The organism is Campylobacter parajejuni (genome assembly GCF_046764905.1).
Taxonomy (GTDB): Bacteria; Campylobacterota; Campylobacteria; order Campylobacterales; family Campylobacteraceae; genus Campylobacter_D.
The window spans coordinates 15,941-34,929 of record NZ_JBKORB010000007.1 but is presented as its reverse complement, the minus strand read 5'-3'; the positions used below and the strand labels follow the sequence as shown (position 1 = coordinate 34,929).

16 protein-coding genes and 1 other RNA gene are annotated in these 18,989 nt (G+C 34.3%); 7 read left to right on the top strand and 10 right to left on the bottom strand.

Annotated elements, in window-relative coordinates; genetic code table 11:
• Positions 1-2: 2 nt before the first annotated feature.
• Genes ACLL8X_RS07250 through mqnE form a run of 4 tightly spaced genes read right to left on the bottom strand, consistent with a single transcriptional unit; the run spans position 3 to position 3,595 of the window.
• On the bottom strand, positions 3-701 hold the full coding sequence (locus tag ACLL8X_RS07250; RefSeq protein WP_411990258.1) for an MlaA family lipoprotein: 699 nt from the start codon (positions 699-701) through the stop codon (positions 3-5).
• Between the two features lie 43 nt (positions 702-744).
• Complete coding sequence (locus ACLL8X_RS07245) at positions 745-1,188, bottom strand: phosphoribosyltransferase (protein ID WP_411990257.1); 444 nt, start codon at positions 1,186-1,188, stop codon at positions 745-747.
• Positions 1,189-1,201: 13 nt separating this feature from the next.
• Positions 1,202-2,521 (bottom strand): NCS2 family permease, encoded by a 1,320-nt coding sequence (locus ACLL8X_RS07240; protein WP_411990256.1) that lies wholly within the window; start codon positions 2,519-2,521, stop codon positions 1,202-1,204.
• Between the two features lie 9 nt (positions 2,522-2,530).
• Positions 2,531-3,595, bottom strand: a complete 1,065-nt coding sequence (gene mqnE, locus ACLL8X_RS07235) for an aminofutalosine synthase MqnE (RefSeq protein WP_411990255.1) — start codon at positions 3,593-3,595, stop codon at positions 2,531-2,533.
• Between the two features lie 137 nt (positions 3,596-3,732).
• Between mqnE and ACLL8X_RS07230 the strand changes: the two genes are divergently transcribed.
• From ACLL8X_RS07230 to fumC, 3 genes are all read left to right on the top strand, one after another.
• Positions 3,733-6,081: an ACT domain-containing protein gene (locus tag ACLL8X_RS07230; protein ID WP_411990254.1), complete on the top strand. Its 2,349-nt coding sequence runs from the start codon at positions 3,733-3,735 to the stop codon at positions 6,079-6,081.
• A gap of 3 nt (positions 6,082-6,084) precedes the next feature.
• Positions 6,085-7,884, top strand: coding sequence for a glutamine--fructose-6-phosphate transaminase (isomerizing) (gene glmS, locus ACLL8X_RS07225; RefSeq protein ID WP_411990253.1), 1,800 nt, complete (start codon positions 6,085-6,087; stop codon positions 7,882-7,884).
• Between the two features lie 134 nt (positions 7,885-8,018).
• Positions 8,019-9,410 carry a class II fumarate hydratase gene (gene fumC / locus ACLL8X_RS07220; RefSeq protein ID WP_411990252.1) on the top strand — a complete coding sequence of 464 codons (1,392 nt, stop codon included), beginning with the start codon at positions 8,019-8,021 and terminating at the stop codon, positions 9,408-9,410.
• Positions 9,411-9,445: 35 nt separating this feature from the next.
• Here the strand turns inward: fumC and ACLL8X_RS07215 are convergent, their stop codons facing one another.
• Together ACLL8X_RS07215 and ruvB are read right to left on the bottom strand one after the other, a co-directional pair.
• Positions 9,446-10,489, bottom strand: a complete 1,044-nt coding sequence (locus ACLL8X_RS07215) for an AI-2E family transporter (RefSeq protein ID WP_411990251.1) — start codon at positions 10,487-10,489, stop codon at positions 9,446-9,448.
• Between the two features lie 3 nt (positions 10,490-10,492).
• Entirely contained in the window at positions 10,493-11,500 is a 1,008-nt protein-coding gene (gene ruvB, locus ACLL8X_RS07210; RefSeq protein ID WP_411990250.1) for a Holliday junction branch migration DNA helicase RuvB, read from the bottom strand.
• A 91-nt stretch (positions 11,501-11,591) separates the two neighbouring features.
• Here ruvB and ACLL8X_RS07205 point away from each other — a divergent pair, with 91 nt between their 5' ends.
• Positions 11,592-12,002 (top strand): histidine phosphotransferase, encoded by a 411-nt coding sequence (locus ACLL8X_RS07205; protein WP_411990249.1) that lies wholly within the window; start codon positions 11,592-11,594, stop codon positions 12,000-12,002.
• Positions 12,002-12,359, top strand: a transfer-messenger RNA (tmRNA) gene (ssrA, locus tag ACLL8X_RS07200). Before ACLL8X_RS07205 ends, ssrA begins: the two co-directional genes overlap by 1 nt.
• 29 nt (positions 12,360-12,388) lie before the next feature.
• Here the strand turns inward: ssrA and ACLL8X_RS07195 are convergent.
• The 4 genes from ACLL8X_RS07195 to ACLL8X_RS07180 all read right to left on the bottom strand — a co-directional run bounded on the left by ACLL8X_RS07195 (position 12,389) and on the right by ACLL8X_RS07180 (position 16,317).
• A complete protein-coding gene (locus tag ACLL8X_RS07195; RefSeq protein ID WP_411990248.1) occupies positions 12,389-12,643 on the bottom strand; it encodes a hypothetical protein in 255 nt (84 codons plus the stop codon).
• The gene (locus tag ACLL8X_RS07190) at positions 12,640-13,251 is read right to left on the bottom strand and encodes a DNA adenine methylase (protein ID WP_411990247.1); all 612 of its coding nucleotides are present in this window, start codon (positions 13,249-13,251) and stop codon (positions 12,640-12,642) included. Before ACLL8X_RS07190 ends, ACLL8X_RS07195 begins: the two co-directional genes overlap by 4 nt.
• Positions 13,236-14,153, bottom strand: coding sequence for a DNA cytosine methyltransferase (locus ACLL8X_RS07185; protein WP_411990246.1), 918 nt, complete (start codon positions 14,151-14,153; stop codon positions 13,236-13,238). Before ACLL8X_RS07185 ends, ACLL8X_RS07190 begins: the two co-directional genes overlap by 16 nt.
• An 85-nt stretch (positions 14,154-14,238) precedes the next feature.
• On the bottom strand, positions 14,239-16,317 hold the full coding sequence (locus ACLL8X_RS07180; protein ID WP_411990245.1) for an RNA degradosome polyphosphate kinase: 2,079 nt from the start codon (positions 16,315-16,317) through the stop codon (positions 14,239-14,241).
• Positions 16,318-16,509: 192 nt separating this feature from the next.
• Here ACLL8X_RS07180 and nrfH point away from each other — a divergent pair, with 192 nt between their 5' ends.
• Together nrfH and ACLL8X_RS07170 are read left to right on the top strand one after the other, a co-directional pair.
• Positions 16,510-17,025: a cytochrome c nitrite reductase small subunit gene (nrfH, locus tag ACLL8X_RS07175; RefSeq protein WP_411990244.1), complete on the top strand. Its 516-nt coding sequence runs from the start codon at positions 16,510-16,512 to the stop codon at positions 17,023-17,025.
• Between the two features lie 14 nt (positions 17,026-17,039).
• Positions 17,040-18,872: an ammonia-forming cytochrome c nitrite reductase subunit c552 gene (locus ACLL8X_RS07170; protein WP_411990243.1), complete on the top strand. Its 1,833-nt coding sequence runs from the start codon at positions 17,040-17,042 to the stop codon at positions 18,870-18,872.
• Positions 18,873-18,989 lie beyond the last annotated feature (117 nt).

The window sequence follows — 18,989 nt, the reverse complement described above, 5'->3', positions numbered from 1 at the left end:
CTTTATTTGCTAAGTTCATTGCGTCTTTGCTCATAAGCATCACGCAAGAAGGGATATAAATTAGGGGTATTATGATAAATTTCATCAATTTCATCAAGTGCGAAACTAAGTTCATTGCCAAAGCCATAAGCACTCACAGCAATACTTAGCCAATTAGGCTCAATATAAGCTGTAGGGATTGCATACCAAAGTGCAGGTAGGCTTAGAGTGTCTCTTAAATTGCTAGGTCCTAGCACAGGCAAGACAATATGAAAACCGCTTCCCACGCCCCAGTGTGCCAAAACGGTTCCTAAGTCCGCAGGATGTTTTTTAAGTCCCATTTTAGACGCCACATCTCTAAGCCCACCAAAACCCATAGTGGTATTGGCTACAAATCTTTTAAATTCCTCTCCTGCATTTTCGAATTTAAATTGCAAAACATTAGCTACAAAACGCAAAGGAGCAAGTAAATTATCAAAGAAATTTCTTGCTCCCACTCTAAAAAATTCAGGAGTGATGGTGTTGTAAGTCTTTAACATAGGACGCAAAGCATAATCATACAAAGCCACATTAAAATCTGTCATAGCCCTGTTATATCCCAAAAGCGGGTCGCTTACTTGATAGCTTTGATATTCTTGCTCAAAATCATCTAAATTCTGCTCTTTAGCAAAGGCAAAAATAGCAAAAAAAAGCAAGATGAAAGATATAATTTTTATTTTCAAACCAAACCCCTAAAAATTTTAAAAATAAAATTGTAGCAAATTTTTAATCAATATTTATATCCCAGTAAAAATCCACCCATTCTTTGGCTTCTTTGACCTTAAATTCGGGCTCTAAAAGGGCAGTTTTTTTATAAAAAATCGTTGCGATTTTTAACTCAATATGGGGAAATTTTTCAAGCAAAACTCTTTTTATTTCTGCTAAACTTTCTCCACTATCTACTATATCATCAATGAGTAAGATTTTTTTGTGCTGACTTAAATCGGGTATGTTAAAGATTTCAATAGTATCGAGTTTTTTTGTATCATCATAATGAATAGAATTTAAAGCAAAAAGCTGACGCGTTTTTAAAGCCACTGCTAAAGAATGTCCTAAACTCATCCCCCCTCTTGCTATGGCTAAAAGCACATCAGGATTAAAGTCTTTTCTAAGCTCTTTAGCAAGAATTTTTACATCTTCTTTAAATTCTTCATAGGAGTAAAATATCATTATATATCCTTATTTATTGTAATGCTATAAGTAAAAAATTACCCAAAGATAGCAAACTTAAAACTATAATGCCAAGATTGATTTTATCCCATTCGCGTTTAAAAATTCTTACAAGCAAATAAGAAAGAAAACCAAAAGCAAAACCTGTGGTGATTGAGTAGGTAAAAGGCATCATAATGATGGTAAAAAAGCTTGCTACGGCTATGGCACTATCTTTAAAATCTATATTTTTAACTTCCATAAACATCAAAATCCCCACCATCACAAGCACAGGATATATTGCATTTGCAGGAATGGCTTTAAAAAGTGGTAGTAAAAAAAGCGTAAAAGCAAAGCAAATAGCTACAACTAAAGCCGTAAGTCCTGTCCTTCCACCGCTTTCAACTCCTGTGGTGCTTTCAACAAAGGCAGTAACTGTAGAAGTTCCCGTTATTGCTCCTAAGGCTGATCCAGTGGCATCTGCCATTAAAGTTTTACTTAGTTTTTTTTCTCCGTTTTTTGGGTCATCAAAAATCTTTCCCCTTTCGCCTACGCCCGTGATAGTTCCTATGCTATCAAAAAGTTGAGTGATGAAAAAAGTTAAAATTATAGGTATCATAGTAATGTTTAAGGCACTTTTGATATCGAGTTGTAAAAAGATGGTTCCTAATCCATTTTCCATGCCAAAATTAGGCAGGGAAAGAATTTGTGTAGGAAAGCTTGCATTGTTTAAATGAAAAGACCAAGCGATAATAGAACTTATTAATACCCCTAAAATAAAAGCCCCGCGAAGTTTTATAGCCCAAAAAAAGACGATTAAGGCAAGGGTAAAAATTCCAAAAAGCACAGATGGATTTTTGAAATTTCCTAGACTGACTAAGGTGTCTTTATTGTGTGCTATTACACCCATTTGACTTAAACCTAAAAAAGCTATAAAACAGCCCAAACCTGCACAAATTGCAAGTCGTAAATCTTTAGGAATATTACGGATAACCCAAAGGCGAAAGGGAGTAAAAGAAAGTATGAGAAAAATAATGCTTGAGATAAAAACCGCTCCTAAGGCACTTTGCCAAGGAATATTTTGACCCAAGCAAACTGCAAAGGTAAAATAAGCATTTAAACCCATTCCAACGCTCATAGCCACTGGAGTGTTAGCAAAAAAAGCATTAAAAGTGCTTGCAACTATGGTAATTATAGCTGTTGCGGTGATTAAAGCTTCTATGGGCATACCTGTGTGGCTTACTATGCTAGAATTTACAGGAATGATATAAACCATAGCCAAAAAAGTTGTAAGACCTGCTATAATTTCAGTTTTTAAATTCGTGCCATTTTCCTTAAGTTTGAAAAAATTCATTATGTTTCCTTAGTAGCTTTTTAGTTCATTATAAAGACTATCGCGCTCAACAGGGATAAGATTTGAAGTTTTTATCATATCGATAAAAGTTTTTAACTTCGTGCCTTTAGCAGATTTGGCTCCGCCTGCACTTTGTATGCTTTCTTTTTCTATGGTGCCATCTAAATCATTGGCTCCAAATTCTTGTGCTACCATCGCTAAATTTAAAGTCATTGTCGCCCAGTAAGCTTTGATATTTTTGATATTATCAAGCACCAAACGAGAAATGGCTAGGGTTTTTAAGATTTCTTCGCTATCAACAAAATTATCTGTTTGTATAAAGCTATTATCCCTTTGCCAAACCAAAGGAATGAAGGCATTAAAACCCCCTGTTTCATCTTGTAGTTTGCGAAGTCTTAGTAAATGGTTGATTCTGTGATGTCTTTTTTCTATGTGTCCAAAAAGCATAGTCGCATTGCTTTGCTTACCTTTTTTGTGCCAAAGGCTGTGAATTTTAAGCCAGTTTTCACTGCTTACCTTGCCGTGGCAAATTTTTTTACGCACTTCTTCATCGAAAATTTCAGCCCCACCACCGGGCATAGAATCTACGCCATATTCAAGCATTTTTTCTATCACTTCTTCATAGTCTAGCTTCCATCTACGATGGAGAAAATCCACTTCAGCAGCTGTCATTGCCTTGATGTGTATGTGGGGGTATTTTTCTTTTATCATTTTAAAGATTTCTAAATACCATTGCCAAGTGGTGTCTTTATTGTGTGCTGAGACTATATGCACTTCTTTGGTGCCGCGTTTTGCAGTATCGGCTACGATTTGCATAATTTCTTCGTGGCTCATCAAATAAGGATTTGGGTTTTTGCGGTGTGCCGAAAAAGCACAAAATTTACAGGTATCCGCACAGATATTGGTCGGATTAATGTGGCGATTGATATTAAAATAAACTTTTTTTCCGTGCAGCTTTGTGCGTTTTTGGTGAGCGTATTTGCCTAAGGTAAAAAGGTCTAAATCCCAAAGCCTATTTGCTTCTTCTTCGTTTAATCTTTCTTCATTTTCAAGTTTGCTAAGTAAATTTTTCATTTGATTTCGCTTTTTTGTTTTTGTAAAGAAGCATTATAATTTTTGCTTACTGAAAAAAAGTTTATAGCAAAAGCCAAAATAAAAGATATTTTTGTTAGTATTATTTTTTCAAAGTATGAAGCAAAGAGAGCAAAAATTTGTTAAATAAAGAATTAGAACTTTTTAAAAAAAACCTTAGCTCCTATACCCAAAGTTGTAGGAAATTTTTTCTTAAACAAGGAGCGTTTAGTCTGTATCATTCTAAAAATATGGATAATTTCATAAAAAAAGCTTACGATATTGTGCTTAAAGAATGTTTTGATGAATTTTTGCCCCCAAATGACAGCATTCCTTTTTGTGTTTTGGCAAGTAAGGCGTATGCTGGTAATAGCCTTTGTTTTAATGAAAGCATTTCTTTGATTTTTGTTTATAAGGACATTAAGGCTTTTCATTTAAAGCCTATGATTAAGGCTTTTATCGAAATTTTAAATGATGTGCATTTGCAAATTGATTCTGTTATCTTGGAATTTAACGGGCTTTACAATGCCTCTAATGAGCTTAAAACTTCCATCATTCAAACGCGTTTTATATGTGGTTCTAAGCCTTTATTTAAAGGGATTAAGGCGAAATTTGAGAGTATTTTAAAAGAGCATAAAAATGATTTTGCTAGACTTTTACTTTCAAATTTTAAAGAATTTGACCTTCCTTTTATTAAGCAAGAATTTAATATCCAAAAAGATTTTGGAGGATTAAATCACTTAAGGTCCTTAGAAAGTTTGCTTGTTCTTTTTAAAACTTCTCCAAAAAATTATGCTTTAAGCTTTATGGACGAGAAAAATTTAAGCCAGTTGCGTTTGGCGGGGGATTTTTTGCTTTCTTTAAAGTCGGCTATGAATTTATTAAGTGCTAAAGATGAGAATGAATTTTTGCTTATTAATGTTGGGGATTTGAGTGAGTTAATGTATAAAAAGGCTAAAAAACATTTTGGGGCAAATGAATTGCTAGTTCAAAAAGCCTTGCAAAGTATGCATACCATAGGTTTTTATACGCATTTTTTAGCCGAGCAAATTCAAAATCAATCAGAACACACTCCTAAACAAGGGTATAAATTTAAAACCCTTGTAGAGCTTTTAGAATATTTATTAAGGCTTGAAGATAAGCCTATGATTTTCCCGCTTCATTTAGTTTTTGCATTAAGAAATTTAAAATACGGCAAAAAAGATATAGAAAAATCTTTGGTGCTTTTTAAAAGAATTTTTTATAAAAGACATAGTTTTTGTATTTTAAAACTCTTGCTTGATAGTGGAATTTTAAAGGATTTGTGTAAGCCTTTTTGGGCGGTTCGTTTTTTAAGCGATGAAGAAAGCAATTATAGCTTTGATGAGCAGGTTTTTCTTATGCTGCATGAATTTGAAAAATACGAAGATGAGTCTAAGATACTCCAAAAACTAAAAAGCGATGAAAAAATGCTTTTAAAACTTATCATACTCTTAAGTGCCATAGAAAGCGAAAATGAAATTTCTTTAGCCAGTATATATAGGGCGTATTGCTCTAAACTAGACTTGAAAAATGAAATTTTAGAATGGGGTCTTAAAATATTTAAAAACAATAATGCCTTAAAAGACCTTGTCGAAAAGGAAGATATTTACAATCCTATTGTTGTAAGCACTTTGGTTTCTAAGCTAGAAAATTTAGAAAATTTAGAGCTTTTATACACTTTAACTTGGCTTAAGGCTAAGGCTTTAAATTCCAATGCTTTTTATTTTAGAGTTCTTGATAAACTTTTAGAAAATGCAAAGCAAGGTTTTGAAGATGAAAATCTACTTGAAGAAAGTGCAAGAAGGGTAAAAAAAGAATTAACACTCAAAAGAACTAAGATTTTTTTAGAGCAAGATGAAATTTTGCAAGATAAAATTACCCATATCAAATCGAGTCTTTTTATTATCAAAAATAGCTTTGAAGATATTGTGATGATTTCTAAGTTGGCAAAAGAGAATGACTTTAAATTTTGGTTTAATAATCAAGCCAATCTTAGCTTACAAATTATCGCACCCCTTCATTTTAATATCGCTATTATTTTAAGCTCTTTGACAAATTTAAATCTTATTTTTATGAATTTTTTTGAACTTTTTGATGATAAAATTTATTTAAGATTTGAGTATGATAATATCATTAGCGATACGCAGAAATTAAAGCTTTGTGAGCTTTTAAATTCAAATCTTTCTAGCTTTAATCCAAGAAAAATCAAAAAGCCAATCATTAAAAAAGATGAGTTAAAATTAGACTTAAATTATTCTAAAATGTATGCCAAGCTTAGTTTAAATACCAAAGACCAGCAGGGTTTAATGGCATATTTGATGAATGTTTTTAATGAATTTAAGCTTGTTTTATGTGCGGCGAAAATTCAAACCATAAGACAAAGGACGCGTAATATTTTTATCTTTCAAAAGAATGAAAATTTAGAGCATAGCGAGCAAAAATTAGTGAATTTATTAATAAGTGAGTGAAAAATGTGTGGAATAGTAGGTTATATAGGAAATAAAGAAAAAAAGCAAATCATTCTAAGTGGGCTTAAAGAACTAGAATACCGCGGCTATGATAGTGCGGGTATGGCTGTGATGAAAGAAGGAGAACTTAGCTTTTTTAAGGCTGTGGGTAAGCTAGAGAATTTAGCCAATAAATGCACGGGTTTTGAAAGCGAAGGCTATGGTTTTGCCATAGGACACACAAGATGGGCAACACACGGAAAGCCTACTGAAATTAACGCACATCCGCATTTGGGGCAGTATTCTTGCGTGATACACAATGGCATTATAGAAAATTATAAGGAACTTAAAGACAAGCTTGAAAAAGAGCAGAGCGTGTGCTTTTTAAGCCAGACAGATACTGAGGTTATAGTTCAGCTTTTTGAATTTTATGCAAGAAATTTGGAAGTTTTTGAGGCGTGGCAAAAGACCATTAAGGAGCTTCGCGGAGCTTTTGCGACCTTATTGCTTACGAAAAAAGACCCAAGCCGTGTGTATTTTGCTAAAAATGCCGCCCCTTTGATAGTGGGAAGAAATAGCTCTAAAGAATGGTATTTTTCTTCAGGGGACGCATCTTTAATAGGAAATTGCGATGAGGTGGCGTATCTTGAAGATTTGAGCTTAGGATATGCGAGCAAAGATGAGCTTGTGATTTATGAAAACGATGCTTTAAAATCCCTTCATTTTTCTAAACTTTCAAGCGATAAGGCTTATGCTAAAAAAGAGGGCTTTCGTTTCTTTATGGAGAAAGAAATTTACGAACAAAGCCGCGTGATGAGTGAAGTTTTAATGGGGCGTATCAGGGGCGATGAAGTGGTTTTTGATGAGCTAAATAATGAAGATTTGACTCAAGTCGATGAAATCACGCTTTGTGCTTGTGGGACAAGCTATCACGCTGCAATGGCAAGTGCTTATTTATTTGAAAGAATCGCTAAGGTTAAGGCTAAAGTGGAGATTGCTAGTGAATTTCGCTACCGCCAAGCCCTTATAAACAAGGGCAGTCTTTTTATCGTTATCTCTCAAAGTGGAGAAACAGCTGACACGCTAGAAGCTTTAAAAATCGCAAAAGAGCAGGGTGTTAAAACTTTTGCGATTTGCAATGTGGATAATTCCAATATAGTGCGTTTAGCACACCTAAGTCTTTTAACGCGTGCAGGTATAGAAAAAGGAGTCGCTTCAACTAAGGCTTTTGCCACTCAGGTTTTAACGCTTTGGATGTTGGCTATTTTTATAGCACAAAAAAGAAAATTAAATGTCTTAGCTGAAGTTAAAGCCCTTTTGCATACTCCAAATTGTGTGAGCGTAAAACAAGCTTTGCACGAAAAAATTCATCGTTTAGCTAAACGCTATTTGGACGGACATGGCTTTTTCTTCATAGGTAGAGATGTGTTTTATCCTTTGGCTTTAGAGGGAGCTTTAAAGCTTAAAGAATTATCCTATTTGCACGCTGAAGGTTATCCTGCTGGAGAAATGAAGCATGGTCCTATTGCTTTGGCTGATAGCAAACTCTATACCATAGCCTTAATGCCACAACATATGCTTTATGAAAAAACAAAGTCCAATGTCGAAGAGCTAATAGCCAGAGATTCTACGGTGCTTAGTATTTCACCTTTAGAATTTGATTTGAGTGATGATTTTATAAAAACTAATGAACAAGAGCATTATATGTGTGAATTTTTTGAAATGATGGTCATAACCCAGCTTTTGGCTATGGAAATTTCCATTCGTTTAGGCAATGATGTGGATATGCCAAGAAATTTGGCTAAAAGCGTAACAGTCGAATAATCCGTGCAGTTTAAGCAAACTGCACATAAACTTCAAAATACTACAAAAAAGATAAATAAATTTTAAATTATAAGCTAACTTTATGCTTATTTTTGTTTAAATAATTTTAACAATATTTCTAGAAAGGAAACACTATGCAATACAGAGTTGAACACGACACTATGGGTGAAATTAAGGTCCCAAATGACAAATACTGGGGGGCGCAAACGCAAAGAAGTTTTGAAAATTTCAAAATCGGTTGTGAGAAAATGCCAAAGGTTTTAATCTATGCCTTTGCAAATCTTAAAAAATCTTTAGCTTTAGTCAATAACAAGCTTGGCAAACTCGATGATACTAAGAAAAATGCCATAGTTAGTGCTTGCGATGAGATTGTTGCAGGAAAATTTGATGATAATTTTCCCCTTGCGATTTGGCAAACGGGTTCTGGCACACAAAGCAATATGAATATGAATGAAGTTATTGCTAACCGTGCAACTGAAATTATGGGTGCAGATTTTCGCAAAGAAAAGCTTGTGCATCCTAATGATGATGTTAATATGAGTCAAAGCTCAAACGATACTTTCCCAACCGCTATGAGTATAGTGGCTGTGGAGCAAGTGGAAAAAAAACTTATCCCTGCACTTGATGAGCTTATTGTAACTTTTGAAAAAAAAGTAAAAGAATTTGAAGGCATTATCAAAATAGGACGCACCCATCTTCAAGATGCCACCCCGCTTACTTTGGCACAAGAATTTAGCGGTTATCTTTCTATGCTAACACATTCAAAAGAGCAAATTATCGCTTCTTTGCCTACTTTAAGGGAACTTGCCATTGGTGGCACAGCGGTTGGCACAGGACTTAATGCCCATCCGCAATTAAGCGAAAAGGTAAGTGAAGAACTTAGCAAACTTATAGGCACAAAATTTGTTTCAAGCCCAAATAAATTCCACGCCCTAACCAGCCACGATGCTATTAATTTTACGCACGGAGCGATGAAGGGTTTAGCAGCAAATTTAATGAAAATAGCCAATGATATAAGATGGTTAGCCTCAGGTCCTAGATGTGGTCTGGGTGAGCTTATTATCCCTGAGAATGAGCCGGGAAGTTCTATTATGCCCGGTAAAGTAAATCCTACTCAGTGCGAGGCTTTGACTATGGTAGCTGTGCAAGTGATGGGTAATGATGCGGCTATTGGTTTTGCGGCGAGTCAGGGAAATTTTGAACTTAATGTCTTTAAGCCCGTGATTATTTATAATTTTTTACAAAGCCTTGATTTACTAGCTGATGGGTTGCGTTCTTTTAATGAGCATTGTGCGGTGGGTATAGAGCCAAATCGTGAAAAAATTGATTACAATCTTCACAATTCTTTGATGTTAGTTACCGCTTTAAATCCACATATAGGCTATGAAAACGCTGCAAAAGTGGCTAAAAACGCTCATAAAAAAGGCATTTCTTTAAAAGAAAGTGCGATGGAATTGGGCTTGGTTAGTGAAGAAGATTTTAACAAATTTGTTGAACCTTCTAAAATGATAGGTCCAAAAGCCTAAGAGCTATCCTTATCCCCTTGATGGGGATAAGATAATTAGATTAAATTCTTTTCTTTTAAAATCACATACATTCTTAGCGTAGATACAAAAAAGGTTAAAATCGCAGGACCTAGTATAATGCCCCAAAAACCAAAGCTTGAAATTCCAGCTATCATAGCTAAGAAAATGAGAAGCTCATTGATTTTGGTTGGTGTTTTGACAAGTTTTTTATTAATCCACTTGATGATTAAAGGTTTGATTAAGGTATCTGCTACGAAGGAAATGACAAGCACGCAATATATCAAAATAACAAGAGCCGAATTAAGAGAATTGGAAGCAAATTCATACAAGCTTACAGGCACATAAACCAAAGCCCCGCCCACAGCAGGTATAAGAGAGCTTACAGCAAAAATGACCCCCATTAAAATTCCATCATAACCATAAAACATTGTAATAAGACTAAAAAGTGTTCCTTGAAAAATCGCCACTATTACCATAGAATAAAACACCACAGCCATAACATTACCCACTTCACTTAAAACATCATCAAGCTCTTTTTTTTCGATAGGAATGATAGATTTAAGATAAATCACAAGTTCAGTGCCATATAAATTTGCAAAGAAATAAAACACACAGATTAAAAACATATCTACAAGAAATTTGGCTCCTGATTTAGTAAAACTTGAAGCATAGTTTAGAATTTGCTTTGAAATGCTATTTAAGTCTATGGAAGCTAAAAATTCTTTGATTTTAGGTTCTAAAAAATTAAAGCTTTCAGGCAGGGTAAATTGATAGTTTTTGACATAATCAAGAGTTTGTGTGATTAAATTAATATCAAAATTCTTTAAAGCCTTAGCTAGTTCTATCATAGCATAAACAAAAGGCGCAAAGAAAAGCAAAACCATACAAGCTGTCGTAAGGGTTGAAGCTAAAACCTTATGTCCCTTAGTGAGATTTAAAAATTTCGCATTGATATTTGAAGTGGCAACTGCCATCAAGCTTGCGATAATAATCACAAGCAAAAAGCCCTTAAAAAGATAAAGCAAAAAGGATAAAGCGACTAAAATAAAACAGACAAGAAAGATTTTTCCACTTTTCAATTTTCACTCCTCAAACAAGCTTTTTTCGTAATTTAATTTTAAAGCATTATAGCTCTTAGTGCTTGCTATGCGTCCTTTTGCGGTGCGTTCTATGTAGCCGTTGGCTAACAAATAAGGCTCTATGACATCTTCTATGGTGTTTTCATCTTCACTTAGAGCCGCAGCAAGGCTTGCAAGTCCTATGGGTCTTTGTTTGGCAGCGGTTAAAAGCTCAAGGTATCTTAAATCCATCGCATCAAAGCCAAGCTCATTAACGCCCAGTGAATTTAAAGCTTCATTAGCCCTTTGTTCTGTGATAATTTCTTCATCATTCACATCGGCAAAATCCCTTACTCTTTTTAAAAGCCTTAGAGCGATTCTAGGAGTGGAGCGACTTCTTTTAGCGATTTCAAGAGCGGCTTTTTCTTCACAAGTTTTATTCAGTTTTAAGGCTGCTTTTTGAAGTATGATAGCCAGTTCGCTGTCTTTATAAAATTCAAGGCGAAACTGCATTCCAAAGCGGTCTCTTAAGGGGTTACTAAGCATACCCGCACGGGTTGTGGCTCCTATGAGAGTAAATTTTGGTAAATCGATTTTTATGGTTTGGGCTGCAGGTCCGCTTCCTATGATAATATCAAGGCGGTAATCTTCCATAGCAGGATACAGCACTTCTTCAATCGCAGGGCTTAGGCGGTGAATTTCATCGATAAAAAGTATATCCTTTTCGCTTAAATTCGTAAGTATGGCTGCTAAATCCCCGCTTTTTTCTATCATAGGAGCGGCGGTTGTTTTGATATTTGCCCCCATTTCATAGGAGATGATGTTAGCCAGTGTCGTTTTTCCAAGTCCGGCTGGACCGCTAAAAAGTATATGGTCTAAGCACTCATCTCGTTTTTTGGCTGCGTTTATAAAGACCTTTAAATTTTTTTTGATATTTTCTTGACCTATATAACCATCAAAATTTGAAGGACGCAAGGAAGTTTCGTAAGTTTCATCGAAGGAGTATTTTTCTATTTCTACTATTCTATCCATAATCTTTGCTTATATTTTGGGAAAATTAAAATAAGATTTTAGCTAAAATTTGCTAGAATTTACATTAAACTTTAATGATTATGGTTTAAAAATGGGAATTTTAACAAAATTAGAATTAGACTATGAGTTTGATGATATAGAGAAATTTTTGCAGTTTTTTAGGACTATGTGCGATAGATTTGAGCCTTTAATCATCAAGCTTGGAAGCGATAGTGTGCGTTATAAAGAAGCCATTAAGGAGCTTGAGACTTTGGCACACAATACCGCTTGGGCGGCAAGACGCTTAAATCTTGATGAAATCACGGATTTTTGCGTGTTTTGCGAAGAGATGATGGCACAAGCAAATCGTTTTGATGGTCCTGCAAGTGAAGAATTTACCGACTGGATGCTTTTGATGAGCGACCAATTTGAAAAATATTGCCGTTCATATGAAAATGATGATTCTGTTTTAGCTGTTTTTAATCCTTTAATCGTTAATGTTCCAAATATTATTTCCAAATAGGGAGCGACTTGGCTTCGACAGGAGTAGGTCTGCTTAGATGGCATGCCGCTTTGGGCAAAGCGTAAAAAGCCTAAAAAAATTAAACGCAAACAATATTAAATTCGCTCCTGCTTACGCTAAAGCTGCGTGAGTTCAGTTGAGCCTGAATTTTAAGTCATACTATCTAGCTTAATTTTCAGTCGTCTTTGATAGTGTAGCCTTGTGTTTGACACGCACAGGGTGAAATTCAAGTCTTAGCCTTGCTTTTAAGTTTTGGAAGATGAGCGAAGTAGGGTGAAAAAGTCATCTTTGCTAAGCATGTAGAGGTCTTTGTGGGGTTATTTTTGGACAGGGGTTCGATTCCCCTCGCTTCCACCATAATTTTCATTGAGTATTATACATCGTCTTTAAATGAAATCCAACCTTGATTTAAAAAACTGATTTATGGATTTTCTAACTGAACCAAAATCTGATTTTGGATTAAAGGCATTTACTTTTTCTTGTAATTCTTGGTATTTTTGACTGTTAATTTGTGGATTTTTATCTAAAAAATCAATTATTATTTTTAGGCATTGGTTGAAATTATTGCCATAAAAATCACTATATTCAAGTGTGAGTTTCCAGTAATTTTCGTATTGTTGGTTTGTTATAATTTTTTTCATCTTAGTTTAAGCTCAAAAATAAGCACGATTTCTTGGTTTTGTTTTTTATTTTCTTTGCCAGTTACCTTATATATATGTGGTTTTTGATAAATAAAAAAACTAAGTGTTAAATTGGACACACTAGCAATTATTTCATTAGGATTTGGCTTACTTTTATTGTTTAGACTAATGACTATATAATCAGTCTTTCCTATGGCTTTTTCAAATATAAGTTTTAAATTTTGCAAAAAGGTGTTTTTGTTTGTAAAATCCGTGTATTGTTTAGTTTCTTTATTAAATATCTTATCGTAAGAACCATAAAAATTAAAATAATTATTCATCGTAAAAGGATAGGGCGGGTCTATGTATATCAAATCTACTTTTATTATTTCATCGAGTATTTTTAAGCAATCAAGCTTGTGTGAAAAATTTTCTAATCTATTGTCAAAGATAGCATTATTGTATTGTTTAAGATTTAAATAAATATGCTCTAAAAAACTTATATTGTGGTAGGCTCTACGCCTGCCATATTTTTGATAACTCAATTCTTCATCTCTAAATTTGACAATTTCTTCCCATTTTATACACATTCTTGAATACGGGATTTTGCGTATCATGGCTCTACGCAAGAATTGCCATAAAAGATAAAATCATCGGGAAAACTTTGAATTCTTGCTAATTCTCTTGCACTTAAAGCTCTATTTTGAGAATAGTGAAAAACCTTTCTCATATCGCCTGTTATAGTGATGGAAGGTTTAGTGCTGTCATAGCGAATATATTTTCTTATATCGCCACTTTTTGGTCTTATTGAGAGTGGAATTTGCTCTTTATTGCCACCGTCTTTAACATAAGACATTTTTTTTAGCATTTGACTTGAATGCATCATAGCGTTGTGATTAGGTATTTGAGATTTTTCGCCACTTCTTAACTTGGGTAAATCATCTATTGCTTTTTTGATGCTGATTTGAATGTTTTCTTTTTTTGGAAAAATAAAAGTATTCTTTTTTAAGGTTCCAATGATAAAAATTCTATTTCTATTCTGTGCTATGCCATAGTCTTTAGCATTTAAAATTTCATATCTTATTTCATAGTTAATATCGCAAAAGCATTGTAAAATCTCTTTTAGCGTTTGTCCTTTATTATGTCTGGCAAGGCTTGCAACATTCTCCATTATAAAAATTTTAGGCTTGATATTCTTTATAAATTTTAAATAGGCTAGAAAGAGTTTATTTCTTTCATCTTGAAGCTGCATTCTTCCAATTTTCCCTGCTAATGAAAATCCTTGACAAGGATGACTTCCTATAATAACTTCAAAATTATATTTTTGTTGCAATTTTTGTATATCCTCATCATTAAAGCTTAAAATATCACGGTTCATATGCTCAATGAAATTAAAATTTTTTTCATAGCTTAGGGATAATTTTGGATTATTGTCAATTGAAAGCCGTATATTAAAAGCTCCATTTTTTAAAAAACCTAAAGAGAAACCACCTGCTCCGCTGAATAAATCTAAAGTATTGTATTTTTTCATTGCAAGAAGGTAATTCTCATTTTCCAAGTCTTATCAAACATCTTTATCCTTGCCCTATTTAAAACATAAAAAAAGCTATTTTAAACTAACTTTCCTTAAAAAGCTTAGAAGCTAAATGTGTAGCACGGCTTTGGTCTTTTTTGAGTGTTTTGTAAATTTTACTCACATATTCTTCTAGGGTTTGTTGAGAATCTATGGTTTTGTCATTTGAAAAGATTTTTTCATATTCCCCATCGTTTTTAAGATTATAAGCTAGGGCATTATCGCTAAGTTGCAAACGCAAAAACTGCGATAATTTTGCCTTGCTTCTTTCATCATAGATGGGCGTCATCAGCTCCAAACGCCTTTCTAAATTACGCGGCATCCAATCCGCACTTGAAATAAAATAATTTGGCTCACTATGTTTAAAATAAAACACCCTAGCGTGTTCTAGGTATTTTCCTATGATACTTCTAACGCGTATATTTTGGCTGTATGGCTCATCAGGTCTTAAACAGCAAATGCCCCGTATGATTAAATCAATCTGCACCCCTTGCTCACTTGCTTCATAAAGAGCCTTGATAATATCGCTATCTACAAGCGAATTCATCTTGGCTACGATGACGCCTTCTCTTGCCTTGCTAGTTTCTGTGCGTATCATTTCTAAGATTTTTTCTTTGATTTGATTAGGACTCATAGACAGGCTTTGTAAACGGCGGTTTTTGCTAAAGCCTGAGAGTATGTGAAAAAAGCTTGTCGTATCTCTAGCAAATTCAGCCCTTGAGGTAAAATAACTCACATCGGTATAGATTTTTGCACTACTTGCGTTGTAATTTCCTGTGCTTAAATGGATATAAAATTTAAGCTTATCACCCCTTTTGCGAATGACTTGAGAGACCTTAGCATGCACCTTAAAGCCAGTAATACCATAAACCACATGCGCTCCGGCGTTTTCTAAAGCCTTTGCCCAATGAAGATTGTTTTCTTCATCAAAACGAGCCTTTAACTCCACCATCACCGTAACTTGCTTACCATCGCTTGCGGCATCGATAAGTGCTTGAACTATGTTTGAGTTTTTTTCTACCCTATAAAGTGTCATTCTTATGGAGATGACCTCAGGGTCCTTACTTGCTTCTTTGATGAATTTATAAACCGGGTCGAAGCTTTCAAAAGGCTGTATGATGAGTATATCTTCTTTGTCCATCGCATCAAAAATGGACAAATTCTCATCAAAAGGCGGCAGGGTCTTAGGGGTATAAAGAGGGCTTAAAAGATGGGTAAAGGTCTTATTCCCCACAATTTGCCAAAGGCTAGGAAGATTGAGTAAAATAGAATATTCATAAACATCTTTGTGAAAAATTTTCATATGGGTATTGAGAAATTCCACGATTTGCTCATCGGCATTTTTTTGAATTTGAAGTCTTACGAAAGCTCCTTTTCTACGCAGTTTCAAGCCTTGCTCTAGTATCATCATAAAATCATCAGCCTCTTCTTCTTCGATAACCATATCCGCATTTCTTGTAACCCTAAAGGCAGCTGAAGCTAGGAGTTTGTATCCGGGAAAAATTTCATCTGCGTGCTGATGGACTATGCTTTCTATGGGGACATAGATATTGGTGCTTACTTCATAAAAGCGAGGCAAAACCCTTGGAATGCGTATCATTCCAAATTTCACATTCTCAGGATGGGCTTTATCGCAAATTTTAACCGCCAACGAAAAGGAAAGATTATTTAAATGCGGAAAAGGATGAGTAGAATCAACAGCGATAGGAACGATAACAGGAAGGATATTAGAGAAAAAATACTCATCGCATTTTTGCTTGAAATTAGAATCTAAATTTTCATAGTGCTTGATGAAAAGATTTTCTTTTTCTAATTCGCTTGTGATTTCATTAAAATAATGCTCTAAAAGCTCTTTTTCTTGGTGTAGGTATTTGCGTATAGCCTTAAGCTGCTCTAAAGGCGACATTTCATCACTGCTGCTTGCATTCACTCCTGCTGAAAAAAGTTGTTTTAGCCCTGCTACTCTTATCATATAAAACTCATCTAAATTTGTGCAATATATGGCTATAAATTTTAACCTTTCTAATAAGGGCAAAGCTTTAGAACATTGGTCTAAAACGCGAGAATTAAAACGAAGCCACGAAAGTTCGCGGTTGATAAACATAGTAGGATGGGTTTGCATGGAATTTTCCTTAAATTTTTTTATAATTTTACCATTTATTTTAAAATTATTGAATATCAAAGTTTTTATTTTTTAGGTTAATTAAGAGTAAATATATCTTTAAAATTATATTAAAACTATCTATGATAAAATCGCAAAATTTATTTCTAAAAATTCTGTTACATTGTTGTTTCATTTATGGGTTTTTAGGAAATGATAAATTTAAGGAGGAAAATTTTGAAGAAAACTTCGAGTCTTTTTAGCATTTTTCTTGTTTTGCTTTTTGTTTTCTTTGCAGTTGGATTTTATACTTTTTATAATGCCAAAGGCACATCTTATTTAAGCAATGCGAGCGAATCCTGTAATAACTGCCACATTATGAATGAAGTTTATAATGAATATATGGCAGGACCGCATTCTCAAAAAGTAAAGGGTGAAGCAAGAGCAACCTGTGTTGATTGCCATTTACCACACAATTTTTTAGCTAAGTGGATAGCTAAAGCAGAAAGTGGTTTAGGACATGCTTATGCTTTTACTTTTAAGCTTGATGAGCTTCCTACAAATTTGAGTGCCACTGAAAAAAGTAAGAAAATGGTGCAAGAAAATTGTATCCGTTGTCATGCAGATTTTGCTCAAACAGCTATCAATGCTACAACAAATCCACATACAGACAAGTCATTAAATTGTGCTTCTTGTCATAAAGATGTTGGACATAAACACGGAATTTAATAAGGAGAAGATGAATGAAAAAAAATATTTTACGCTTAGGTATTGTTGTTTTGGTTTTACTTATAGCGGGGGTTTTATGGTTAAATAATGATATCAATCAAAAAAAGAAAGATGAAGCAAATAAAAATGCCATTGCAGCAAATGCTGATTTTTCTCTGCTTAGTGATGATGACCCAAATTTTGAAAAATGGGGCAAGGTTTTCCCAGAGCAATTGAAAATGTATTTAGAAGTTGAAAAAGAAGAACCACAAGCAACTGAATTTGGTGGAAATTTGGCTTATTCTAAATTGATTCGTTTTCCGCAACTAACTATACTTTGGGCGGGTTATCCTTTCAGTCTTGATTTTAACGAAGAGCGGGGACATTTTTGGGTTCAAATTGACCAAATGAAAACCGCAAGAAACAATAAAGATTTTCTAAACGCCCACGGACTTGCCGCTTTTAAGGGACAACCAGCAGCCTGTATGAATTGTCACAGTGGATGGACTCCGTGGCTTATCAAAAATGCTGCTAAAGGAGATTTTACAGCATTTAATTCTACAAATTATTGGACTATGATTAAAAATATCCCTGCCGTTGATGGTATAGTAGAAAATTCACCCGAACATGCAGGAGCGCATGGTGGAAAAAGAATGGGTGTAACTTGTGCGGATTGTCATAACCCAGATGATATGAGCTTAAGGCTTACACGTCCAGCAGCTATTAATGCTTTAGTATCAAGGGGATATGAAAAAGATCCTGTGCAAGGTGTAAAGGCTAGCAGGGAAGAGATGAGAACTTTGGTTTGTTCTCAATGCCATGTTGAGTATTATTTTAAACCAACAGGTGAAAAAGTGAAAGTGATGGGCGAGACTATTGCTGATGATGATTCTAAAAAATGGTGGAATGGCACTCAAAAAAATTATGATGACTATGAATTTTGGAGAGATGGTAATAAGGCTAAAGAAATCGAAGTTGATGGATTGGTATTAGCTTTTCCTTGGAGCGAATGGAAAAAAGACCAACCTTTTAGAATTGAAATGCTAGATGATTATTATGATAAAGTTCGTGGGATATTTGGGGCCGATTTTATCCATAAACTTACAGGGGCACCGATTATAAAAATTCAACACCCAGAAAGTGAGCTTTATAGTGGGGGTGTGCATGCTGCAAATGGCGTAAGTTGTGCGGATTGTCATATGCCTTATATTAGAGAAGGGGCTAAGAAAGTGACTCAGCACAATATCACTTCTCCTTTAAGAGATATTAATTCTGCTTGTAAATCTTGTCATAAGCAAAGTGAAGATGAGCTAAAAGCTCAGATTCGCGATATACAAAATGGTGTAGCACACAATCAAAGAACAGCAGAATATGCAATAGTTAGTTTGATTATGGATACTAAAAAAATACGTGATGAGTTGGGGAATATGGAAAAATTCCAAACAGATGGTAAAGCGGATGTGAAAAAAATCAATGAAGAATTAAAAGAAGTTTTAGAACTTCACCGCAAATCACAGATGAGAGCAGATTTCGTTAATGCTGAAAATTCAACAGGTTTTCACAATCCAAGAGAAGCTTCAAGAATGCTTTTGCAAGCTGTAGATATGGCAAGAATGGGTCAAGCTAAGCTCGTGGAGCTTGCTGCTGCAAATGGGATTAAGGATTTTAAAATTTCAAATTTAAGTTTCGAAGATATCCAAAAACTCAATCCCGGTGAGCTTTATTACAAAGTTGATGTAAATGGACACAAAGCAGGAGAACGCTACTATGCGGATGAAAAAGAAGTCAATGGCAACCCTCCTAAAGAACTTTTAGAACAAGATAAAAATCTTGCCCCTTATAATTATCAATTTATTGATAAAAAATAATTCTAAGCCCTATTTTTAGGGCTTATTTCTATGTTTATATTTTAAATTTCAAAAATTCACTCAGGCTTCACTTTTTTTTGTCAAAATAACACAAATTTTGATAATCAAAAAGGAGTT